The organism is Arthrobacter sp. 35/47 (genome assembly GCF_000520475.1).
Lineage (GTDB): Bacteria > Actinomycetota > Actinomycetes > Actinomycetales > Micrococcaceae > Arthrobacter_D > Arthrobacter_D subterraneus.
This window is the reverse complement of record NZ_KI914600.1, coordinates 20935-32264: the sequence shown is the minus strand read 5'-3', so window position 1 is coordinate 32264 and position 11330 is coordinate 20935. Positions and strand designations below refer to the sequence as shown.

7 protein-coding genes are annotated in these 11330 nt (G+C 66.8%); 3 read left to right on the top strand and 4 right to left on the bottom strand.

What is annotated here, in order from left to right; translation table 11 throughout:
* On the top strand, positions 1-1443 hold a 1443-nt coding region (locus X803_RS19120), incomplete at its 5' end, for a TIGR01906 family membrane protein (RefSeq protein WP_343299618.1).
* Between the two features lie 230 nt (positions 1444-1673).
* Here the strand turns inward: X803_RS19120 and X803_RS0110025 are convergent.
* Positions 1674-3464 carry an AMP-dependent synthetase/ligase gene (locus X803_RS0110025; protein ID WP_026545034.1) on the bottom strand — a complete coding sequence of 597 codons (1791 nt, stop codon included), beginning with the start codon at positions 3462-3464 and terminating at the stop codon, positions 1674-1676.
* Between the two features lie 153 nt (positions 3465-3617).
* A complete protein-coding gene (locus X803_RS0110020) occupies positions 3618-5156 on the bottom strand; it encodes a dolichyl-phosphate-mannose--protein mannosyltransferase (protein ID WP_253907440.1) in 1539 nt (512 codons plus the stop codon).
* A 220-nt stretch (positions 5157-5376) separates the two neighbouring features.
* Between X803_RS0110020 and rsmI the strand changes: the two genes are divergently transcribed.
* Entirely contained in the window at positions 5377-6267 is an 891-nt protein-coding gene (rsmI, locus tag X803_RS0110015) for a 16S rRNA (cytidine(1402)-2'-O)-methyltransferase (RefSeq protein ID WP_051470641.1), read from the top strand.
* A 120-nt stretch (positions 6268-6387) separates the two neighbouring features.
* Positions 6388-7869 (top strand): NAD-dependent succinate-semialdehyde dehydrogenase, encoded by a 1482-nt coding sequence (locus tag X803_RS0110010; RefSeq protein WP_026545031.1) that lies wholly within the window; start codon positions 6388-6390, stop codon positions 7867-7869.
* 125 nt (positions 7870-7994) lie between these two features.
* Here X803_RS0110010 and X803_RS19115 read toward each other — a convergent pair whose 3' ends face one another.
* Both X803_RS19115 and X803_RS19110 read right to left on the bottom strand, forming a co-directional pair.
* Positions 7995-10364 (bottom strand): transglutaminase TgpA family protein, encoded by a 2370-nt coding sequence (locus X803_RS19115; RefSeq protein WP_051470638.1) that lies wholly within the window; start codon positions 10362-10364, stop codon positions 7995-7997.
* Positions 10361-11330: DUF58 domain-containing protein (locus X803_RS19110; protein WP_156930043.1), on the bottom strand; the 970-nt coding region annotated here is incomplete at its 5' end. The genes X803_RS19110 and X803_RS19115, both read right to left, overlap by 4 nt.

The following is an 11330-nucleotide window of genomic DNA, read 5'->3' as shown; positions in this document are numbered from 1 at the left end:
ACGACGCCGGAAGCCAATTCATCACCTGCGGCACCCACTTCATGGCGTAGCAGCAATCCCTCGGATGCTGCCGGCCGTAATCCCCAGGAACCGCTGGATGATGGGGCACCCACCGCATCAGGTGATCCCACCAGGAACGACGACGACGCAACAGTTACCTCGCCCGACGCGGACAATCCCGCCTCCACCCGCGTTGACCAGCCGGCGGACCGTCCAGAACCCGCCGGGACAAGGGCCGACACCGGTCCAACGGACCACGTCACCACCGACCCGCAGCCGGCAACGAGCCACATCGCTGCGACCACTGCAGGTGCATCAACCACCGCGGACCCGACCTCGCCGGCAACGAGCCAGATTGCTGCGACTCCCGACAATGATGAGTTGGCCGGCACTTCCGCCCCGGACGAGGCACCGTCGCGCGGAAATGGAATTGGAACTGAAACCGGAACCGGAGCTGGAACCGGGGCAGCCGCGGCACGTGAGACGACTCAGGACGAGACACCGTCGCGCGGAACTGGAACCGGAACCGGAACCGGAGCTGGAACCGGGGCAGCCGCAGCCGCGGGAATCGCAGCCGGCGCAACCGCATCCGCCGCGACCAAAGCAAAAGCAACCCGCAACCGCACCACCCCGGCCGACGACCCCAATCCGGACACGTCGAGCCTCTCCATCAGGCCTCCGGAAGAGGACGTCAGCCGTCGCGCCAACCAACGCGACGAGGCAGCCGCAGCGAAACCGGTCCTCCCACGGGTCCTGCAGGTCATGGTCGCGGTGTTCTTCCCGGTGATCCTGCTCGCCGCCGCCGTCCGGGCCGTCACCACACCCCTGTTCCTCTGGGTCGAATACCACCGTCCTGGCTTCCCGGCTGACAGCTACGGGTTCAGCACCGAGGACCGCATGACCTACGGCTCCTACACGATGGATTACATCCTGAACTGGGCACCCGCACGCTACCTCGGTGACCTGGTCAATGTGGACGGCGATCAGCTCTTCCTCGACAGCGAGGTAGGCCACATGGCTGATGTGAAGGGCGTTCTCGCAACCGGGTTCGTCGTCGCGACTGTCCTGGCACTCCTCGCGGTGGCCGCATGCATCTATCTCGCGCGCAAGTACCCCGGCGGCATCCGGAGGGCACTGTTCGCCGGCGCTACGGCAACGCTCGTCCTTGCAATAGCGCTGGCAGTCGCGGGAATCCTCGCCTGGGAAACGTTCTTCACCCAGGTCCACGCACTGTTCTTCGCCGACGGCACCTGGACCTTCCGCCTCGACGACACGCTCATCCGACTCTTCCCCGCACAGTTCTGGATCGACGCCGCCGCAGCAGTGGGAGCCATCGTGCTGATCGGTTCGGTGCTGACGCTCGTGCTCACCTGGCCCACCAAGGCACGACGCGAAAAGTCCGCCCGCGCCTACGAAGCTCGCCGCGCCAACAGCGGAGTGTGAGCCGCGCAGCGCCTCAGGAACGACGACGACGGCACGGTCTAGCGAACGACGACGACGGCACACTCACTATTGAGCGCCTCGCCCGAAGCGCGCGTCGCCTGAATCACGCGTCGCCGCCAACAGCGGAGTGTGAGCCGCGCAGCGCCTCAGGAACGACGACGGCACGCACCGACCGAGCGCCTCACCCGAGCGCCTCACCGGAGCACGTCGCAACCAACAGCGCCTGAACCTCAGGAGTAAAGCTTCTCGACCGCCGTCCCGTAATCGGCCAGCACAGCTGACTTCTTCAGTTTCAGCGTTGGCGTGAGGTACCCGGACTCGAGGGTGAACTCGGCATCCAGAATGTCGAACTTCCTAATCTGCTCAGCCCGCGACACCAGCTGGTTTGCCGCCTCAACCGCCGTCTGGAGTTCGGCACGCAACGCAACCTCCGACACCGGAGTGCCGTGCCCGTTGGCGGCAGCCCAGCTCTCCACTGCCTCGGGATCGAGAGTCACCAGGGCGGCGATGAAGGGACGGTTGTCGCCGACCACCAGAGCGTGCGCCACCAGCGGGTGCTCCCGCAGCTTTTCCTCGAGCGGTGCAGGCGCCACGTTCTTGCCGCCCGCCGTCACCAGCAGATCCTTCTTTCGACCCGTGATCCGCAGGAAGCCATCCTCGTCGAGAGTGCCGAGATCACCGGTCCGGAAGAACCGGTCCTCGGTGAACGACTCCGCGTTGGCCGCATCATTGTTGTGATAACCCTTGAAGACGCCGACGCCCTTGACTTGGATCTCGCCCTCGTCATCGATGCGGATGGTGGTGCCCGGCATTGGAATGCCCACTGAACCCACCCGCGTCAGCGCAACGGTGTTCGCCGTACACGGCGCAGTGCTCTCGGTCAGCCCGTAGCCTTCCAGGACGTTGATTCCGGCACCCCGGAAGAAGTGCGCGAGGTGTTCGCTGAGCGGCGACGCACCCGACACCGTATGCACAACCTCGCCACCGAAGACAGCCCGCAGCTTCGGGTAGAGCACCTTGTCAAAGAGAGCGTGGCGCGCCCGCAACAGCAGCGACGGCCCGCTTCCGCCCCGGGCCGCATTGTCCAGTGCCTTTGAGTAGGCCACCGCGGTGGCATCGGCCGCACGGAAGATCTTGCCCTTCCCGGCAGCCTCCGCCTTCTGCGAAGCGGTGCTGTAGATCTTCTCGAAAATCCGTGGAACCACCAACAGGAAGGTCGGCTTGTAGGCGGCGAGATCGTCGAGCAGTTCGAGGGCGTTCGACGTGTGACCCAGCTTCACCCCGCCCGTCAGGCACACCAGCTGCACGGCACGGGCCAGCACATGGGCCAGCGGCAGGAACATCAGGGTACGCGCGTTCTCCTGCTTGAGCAGTTCCGGCAGGAACTCGATCGTGTTCACCGCAAACAGCGCGAAGTTGCCGTGCGTGATCTCGCATCCCTTGGGCCTGCCCGTGGTGCCCGACGTGTACACCAGCGACGCCACATCGGCCAGCGTACGGCTGGTCCGGGCCACCTCGAGCTCGTCATCGCTGACGCTCTTCCCGTCAGTCGCCAGCGAGGCGAAGGAGGCATCGCCGTCGTCGTCATTCATCAGCACCACCTGCGCATCCGGCGCTGCCTGGCGGACCACGGCCGCCTTCTCCTCGTTCTCCACGAGCACGACGACGGCGGCAGAGTCCTCAAGGATCCAGCTCACCTGGTGTGCCGAGGAGGTCTCGTAGATGGGGACGGTGACGGCTCCGGCAAACCAGATGGCGAGGTCGGCAAGTGTCCACTCGTAACGGGTCTTCGACATGACCGCAACGGAATCGCCCGGCTTGATCCCGCGTGCCAGGAGACCCCTGGCCAGCGCACGCACCTGCGTGAGGAAGGTGTCCGCGCTGATATCTGTCCAGGTGCCGTCCTTCTTCACCGCATACAGGGGTGCGTTGGGAGCGCGCTTGTGCTGCGCGAGGAGCAGGTCGGTGACGTTGGATCCGGCCGGCAGATCGACCAGGAGCTCGGTGGAGGATTCACGCATGGGATGTGGCTCGCTTTCCCTCGATGGCGGTGACACTGGAAGAACGACACTGGAAGAACGACACTGGAAGAACGACACTGGAAGAACGACGCTGCGGCGGTAACACTGCGGCGGCGGCTCAATGACGGTGACACGGTGGCGATGGTGCCTCGGTCAGATCCAGCTTGGCATCCACATTCGCAGACGCCACTGGTTGTAGGGAATGGTTTCAGCTGTCCAGATGGGCAGGAAGAACGCAGATACCAATACCGCCAGCACAACGAATCCCCCCACGAGCAGAATACCGTTCCGCCGCCGCCATGGGGGGTCCCCGGCACGGCCCAGTATCAGGCCAAGCACGTAGACCAGCGAGAGGATGAGGAACGGCTCAAACACGATGGCGTAGAAGAAAAACATGGTGCGGTCCGGAAACAGGAACCACGGAAGATACCCGGCTGCAACACCGGCGAGGATGGCACCTGCCCGCCAGTCGCGCCGGCCGGCCCAGAACAGCAGCACCACCAGCAGCGACAGCGCGGCGGCCCACCAGATCAGCGGGTTGCCTACCACGCTGACGGCCTGGGAGCAGTCGGCGGCGTTACAGGTCAGCCCGTCCGACTGGTAGTGGAAGGACGTCGGCCTGCCCATCACCAGCCAGGACCACGCCGTGGCCTCGTACGGGTGCTCGGAGCTGAGCCCTTCGTGGAACGAATAGGCGCTGCGGTGGTACTCGGCCAGCGAGCGCAGGGGAGCGGGAACCCAGTCCCAGAGCGGATCGGGATTCTGGGCGGCCCACTGTCGGTTGTACGCATCCGTGGAGAGGAACCAGCCCGTCCACGACGCCACGTAGGTGAGCAGAGCCACGGGCACGATCGACACAAACGCCTGCAGCCCATCCCGGACGACGGCGCCCGCTACCCAGCGCCGGACTCCCACCGTGCGCCTGGCCGCCATGTCCCAGAGCACGGTCATCAGCCCGAACACCGCAATATAGGGCAGCGCGGACCACTTGGTTCCCAGCGCCAGACCCAGCGCCACGCCCGCCGCAATCCGCCACGGACGAAGCCCCAGCCACGGCCCGTACAGCAGCTCGTCGCGGGTGGGCTGCCCGCGTTCACGGGCGAGCCCGGCCATCAGGGTGGCCAACCGCCGTCGTGCCCAGTCACGGTCCAGCACCAGCAGCGCAAAGGCAACCAGTATCCAGAACATGAGGAAGACGTCCAGCAGGGACGTCCGGGAATGCACCAGATGATGACCGTCAACCGCAAGCAGCAGCCCGGCAACCCCGCCGAGCACCACCGATCCGAACAGACGCTGCGCCACCAGGGCCAGGATGAGAATGGACAGCGTCCCGACCACCGCGGCCGTAAACCGCCACCCGAATGGATTCGAGGGACCGAACAGCAGCATCCCGAACGCAATCATCCACTTGCCGACCGGCGGGTGCACCACATAGTCAGGCGTCTCCAGGAGAATCCCGGGATTTCCGGCGTTGAAGGACGAGTCCGCCTCCTCCGGCCATTCCCGCTCATACCCCGACTGCAGGAAGGAATAGGCGTCCTTGACGTAATAGGTTTCGTCGAACACCAGGGAGTCGGGCTCACCCAGCCGGACGAACCGCAGCACCCCGCCGATTCCTGCCACCAGCACCGGCAGCAGCCACCCCCACAGCCTGAACCGGAGCTCCTCACCCAGCAGCCGACGACGCAGCACCCGCTCGGAAAACGCCGTGCGCGCGGGGAGGACCCACTGCCGCCCGGACCCCTCAGGGAGGGCGGCGGCGGTGGTGGTTTGGCTCACCGGATCATCGTACCCAGCGGCCCTGACAGTTCCTGGACAGTAGGCTGAGCGGGTGACGGAACATAACGACGACGACGGCGGCACCCTCCCCGCGGACGGCACGGGAGTGCCCGGGGATCAGGAGAACCTGGATGTGCCGGAAGGCGATGACGCCCCCGAGCCCCTCCTCCCGGAGTCGCTCACGAGGGGGAACGGCAGCATAGTGCTGGCGGCCACCCCGATCGGCAACATGGGCGACGCAACCTTCCGGCTGGTGTCGCTCCTCGAGACCGCCGACATCATCGCCGCCGAAGATACCCGGCGCCTGCAACGGCTCATCCGTTCCCTCGACGTGACGACGGCGGGAAGGACCCTCAGCTACCACGAGCACAACGAGGCCGCCCGCACCCCGGAACTCCTTGACCTCGTCGCGGCCGGAGCCACCTTGCTCCTGGTGACCGACGCCGGCATGCCGTCCGTCTCCGACCCCGGTTTCCGCCTCGTCGAGGCCGCCGCAGCCCGGGGCATCACCGTCACCGTTGCCCCCGGACCCTCGGCCGTCCTCACCGCGCTCGCCCTGTCCGGCCTGCCCACCGACCGTTTCTGTTTCGAGGGCTTTCTGCCGCGCAAGGCGGGCGAACGCGCCGCCCGGCTCGCTGAGCTGCGCACCGAACGCCGCACCATGGTGTTCTTCGAAGCGCCGCACCGGCTCGAAGCGATGATCCGGGCGCTGCACTCCGAATTCGGTCCGGAACGGCCGGCATGCGTGACCCGCGAGCTCACCAAACGGTACGAGGAAGTGATCCGTGGGCCGCTGCAGCACCTGCTTGAGTGGGTGGAAGGCAACCTGGTCCGGGGGGAGATCGCCGTCGTCGTCGGCGGTGCACCTGCTGAGGCGCCCACTGCACCCGAAGACCACGTGGCAGCGGTCAACCAGCTGATGAGCCAGGGGCTACGGCTCAAGGAGGCGGTCGCGGCCGTGGCTGAAGACTCGCGCGTCAGCAAACGGGAGCTGTACGCGGCGGTGGTGGCCGCGCGCACGTAAGACTGTGCACTCCGACAGTGGATCGCCGTCGTCGTCGTGCAGATTTGTATGGACGGGGCAAGCGGCGCAGGGCTAGCGTGAGAGCTCGAACACACCATCGTCGATCGTAAAGGCTCCCGGATGACTATCACCGCCCAGCGCGAACAAGAACTTCTGTCCTCGGTTCCCACCGGTCTGCTGATCGGCGGAGAGTGGCGCGATGCCGCCAACGGCAAGACCTTCGACGTAGAGGATCCCGCCACCGGCAAGACGCTGCTCACCATCGCCGACGCCAGCCCCGAAGACGGCAAGGCCGCTCTGGACGCCGCCGTCGCCGCCCAGGATGAGTGGGCCCGCACAGCACCCCGCGAGCGTGGGGAGATCCTGCGCCGCGCCTTCGAGTTGGTCACCGAACGCGCCGACGACTTCGCGCTACTGATGACCATGGAAATGGGCAAGCCGCTCGCCGAAGCCCGCGGCGAAGTGACCTACGGCGCCGAGTTCCTCCGCTGGTTCTCCGAGGAAGCCGTCCGCATGTCCGGCCGCTACTCCACAGCCCCGGACGGCAAGTCGCGCATCCTGGTCAACAAGAAGCCCGTTGGCCCCTGCCTGCTGATCACCCCGTGGAACTTCCCGCTGGCGATGGCCACCCGCAAGATCGCCCCCGCCGTCGCCGCCGGATGCACCATGGTGCTGAAGCCCGCGAACCTGACACCGCTGACCTCGCTGCTGTTCGCGAAGGTCCTCGAGGAGGCCGGCCTGCCCAAGGGCGTCCTCAACATCGTGAGCACCACCAGCGCGGGCGACGTCACCGGACCCCTCATCAAGGACAGCCGGCTCCGCAAGCTCTCCTTCACAGGTTCGACGCCGGTGGGCCGGCGCCTGCTGGCCGACGCCTCCGAGAACGTCCTGCGCACCTCGATGGAGCTCGGCGGCAACGCACCCTTCCTGGTCTTCGAGGACGCCGACCTCGACAAGGCCGTTGACGGCGCCATGGCCGCCAAACTCCGCAACATGGGCGAGGCCTGCACGGCCGCCAACCGGTTCATTGTGCACGAGTCCGTCGCCGCCGAGTTCGCCGACAAGCTCGCCGCCCGCATGAAGGACGTCACCCCCGGTCGCGGCACCGAGGACTCCTCGAAGCTGGGCCCGCTGATCGACGGCAAGAGCCGCGACAGCGTGCACTCCCTGGTGCAGGACGCGGTCGACGACGGCGCTCAGGTCCTTACCGGCGGTTCCCCCGTGGACGGTCCCGGCTACTTCTACCCGGCGACCGTTCTGACGGACGTTGCCGCGAAGTCGCGGATCCTGCAGGAGGAGATCTTCGGTCCGGTGGCCCCGATCGTCACCTTCTCCTCGGAGGACGACGCCGTCCGGCTCGCCAACAACACCGAGTACGGACTCGTGGCGTACGTCTTCACCCGCGACCTGAACCGTGGGCTGCGGATGGGCGAGCGGCTGGACACCGGCATGCTCGGCCTCAACGCGGGCGTCATCTCCAATGCGGCGGCGCCGTTCGGCGGGGTGAAGCAGTCGGGCCTCGGACGTGAAGGCGGCTACGAGGGCATCGAGGAATACCTGTACACGCAGTACGTGGGCATCGCGGACCCGTCAGCCGACTAAACCAGGGTCAACGCGCTCAACCCCTCGCCCCCTCGCGTTGATTTGGCAGGACACACCCCGTTTGACGCTCCATTAACGGCGTGTCCTGCCAAATCAACGGGGGTGGGGGAACCGGCCCGCAGCTGTCAGGTACGGGACGAACCCGCTACGTCCTCACTGCGCTGCGCCCCGAACGGCTGCCACAGCGACTGCGGCCAGAACCGTGCACGGACCCGGGCAGGAACGGACGCGGATTGGGACAGCGCGCGGGTGACGGACTCGACGTCGTCCCAGCTGTTTGTCGGACGGGCATCCGCACCGGCAAACTCGGCGTATTCCTCTTCCTCGTAGGCACGCCGCAACCGGGACAGTGCAGCGGCCGCCGCGTCATCCAGCCGGGCACGCAGCCGCTGCTCAAATGTCCGCGGTGTGTCGGTGGGCAACGGCGGCATCCTGTAATCCGCAGCCAGCTCCACGGTTTCCGCCCACGCAACGGTCGCGGCGCCCACACCCCTGGTGTTGCCGGTGACAGAACGACGACGGCGCTCAGTCCGCATCTGCCGCAACGCCAGCGGCGTCAGGGCGAGCAGCACGAGCAGGAGCCCGAGGACTCCGCCGAGGGTGGAACTCCGTTCGGCGCTGTCCCGCTCAGCCTTGGCGGCCTGTTCCTCGTCGGCGTCCGGGAACGGTGCGGCGGTGGATTCCGGCACCTCTGCGGTACTCGGGTTCAGGTTGTCGCTGTTGACCGACGGGTTGGCCGGGGACAGGGTGGTGATGGCATAGTCCGGGACCACACCGCGTGACGGCGTCGGCTCGAACTGCACCCAGCCGAGACCCTCGAAGTACAGTTCCGGCCAGGCGTGTGCGTCCTTGGAGTTCACCGAAAACTCCGTGAACTCCGTACCGTCCGGGCCGAGGAACTGCGTACCGGTGGGTGATCCGGGGGAGTAGCCCACCGCAACCCGGCTCGGGATCCCGGCCAGGCGGGCCATCACCGCCATGGTCCCGGCATAGTGCACGCAGTACCCGGACCGCGATTCGAGGAACCGCGCCATCACGTCCAGGCTATTTCCGTCATAGCCGCCGTCCACCGGTGCGTCCACTGAGTACACAAAGGACGGCCCGCGGAGGAAGCTCTGGATCGCGATGGCCTGGTCATAGGGGTTGGAGATCCCCTCCACAACCTCCGCGGTGGTGTTGCTGATGACGGAGGGCAGCGAGCTGGGAAGGGCAAGGAACTTCTCCTCCACAGACTCGGGATTGACCGGCGGAATGCGTTCCAGACGCTCCTTGGTCAGCACGGGTTCAATGCTTTCCACCAGGTAGTCCTGCTCGGCCGTGGAACCGCCGTCGATCGCCAGGATGCTGAGGTTCCCCGGGTCATATGCCCACTGCCCGCGCAGCCCCCTGATGGACAACGGCGCGTACGGTGAAAGCAGCCAGGGGCTTGTGAAGCTGTCCGTGGTAATCCGCGTGAAGGTGGTCTCACCGCCGGGCTGGCCGTCGGAAAACATCTCGTCCACGCCGGCCACCCGCTGCCCGAGCCGCTGGTCCGGTTCCCACCGCTGCCCGCTGAAATCCTCCAGGGTGACCGAACGCAGGTACAGCGGCTCCGTGGCCGTGGTTGCATACTCGATCCTGCCGAACCCATTGGGATTGCGCAGGTCATTCCCGAGCGTCACCACCGGATTGAGCCCGGTTGCCGTTCCCCACAGGTTCACCCGCGCTCCCTGCGGGAAAACTCCCGAATTGAAGCCGGGAATCCCCAGCGGAAGCACGACGGCGATGGCCAGCGCCAGCACGCCGATGGTCATTCCCCGCGACAGATGGGCTCCGGACAACTCACTCGACGAGTCGGAATCCTGCCGTGCCTCACGCCAGTGGGCACAGCCCAGCAGGATCAGGAACCCCGCCACGGCGGCAATGAAGGACGGCACACCCACACTATTAATGCGTACGACGGCGGGAACCACCAGCACTGCCAGCAGCGCCAGTCCGCTGGTGGCCGGCATCCGCAGCGTGGTGGCGAGTGTGTCCACCAGGATGGCGATCAGGCCGATGCCCGCGCAGACCACCAGGAACAGCCCGGCTGTCGGCAGCACCGGTGCCACCTGTGAGATGACGGTGTTCTCGGCACGGCCGAGCAGGATGGTGAGCCGACCGGTGAAGCCGTCCCCCGGAAAGATTCCCAGGGTGCTCTGGGAGGGGAAGAACTGCCAGATCAACGATCCGGCCAGCGCCAGGAGCCCCACCAGCGGAACACAGTACGATGGCAGCCGCGACAGCCGCGTCAGGGCCATGAAGAACAGCACCGTTCCCACCGTGACCAGCACCGGCATGAACCAGGTCCAGCCGAAGATCACGCCGGACAGGCTCACCGAGGTGAGCATGACCGCCGCGAACGAGGCGGCCGTGACCAGGAGGTGGTTGTAGTTCCTGCGCGGAGCTGCGGGCCGGTTGGGCAGGAGGCGTTGGGCCTGCCCGCCCTCAGCGGGACGGGAGAGGGTCGCGGTCATGTCCGGCCTCCTGAAATAACGGAACCGGAGGCGCCGGGAGAACCGGGAGAACCGGCAGTACCGGCAGAACCAACCGAGCGGCCGGACGCAACGGAACCCGCAGAACCGGCAGCACCTGACCCCACCGTGCCGGGGGCGAGGGTGGTTTTCGCGGTCGAGGAGGTTGCGCCCACCGGTGCGGGGTCGAAGTGCGCCCAGGCGGCGGCCACGGACGCATTCGGGTTCACCGCCACCACATGCCAGCCGGCGCCCCGGAGGATATCCATCACGCCGTGCAGGTCCCGCGGCCGTTCGCTGACCAGCATGGCGAACGACTGTGACCCGTACTCGGACGCCGGACCCAGATCCCGGGCCTCTGCTTCGCTGATGGCACCGAGCAACGCGATCAGCGGCCCGCGGTTCTTCAGACCTGCGAGTTTATCCAGCATCGGATCACCGAACGGCAGGGCACCGGAACCATGACCGTTGCGCTGGACAAGGTGGGACCCACCGGACGCTGACCCCCCGGACGAAGACCGGACGGAAGCGGACGAGGACCGGACCGGAGGAACGGGTGCAGACGGGCGCTTCCGCGAGGCCGTGGGCCGCTTGCTGGGATCGGGCACGAGTTCCAGGGCGGCCAGCCCGTGCGAGATCCCATGCAGCCCGGCCTGCCCCGAGAATTCCTCGTCCTCCGGCCACGGCGCGGAAACGGAACGCCGCAATGCGGGCGCTCCGGTCTCGTTGAGGAAGCGAAGCGAGTAGTTGCGCTCCAGCAGGTGCGCTGCGATGGACACCGCACCGACCACGGCCCATTCGAACGTGGGGGAGGAGAGCATGCCGCCGTCGTCGTCCGGGTTGCCGAAGGCGGAGAGGAAACCGGACCCGTAGCTGGTCTGCCGCTGATCCAGGATCAGGGTGGCCTCGGGCATGGTGACGGATTCCTCCTGCCGGACCATCAGCTCGTTGTGGCGGGCGGTCGCAGCC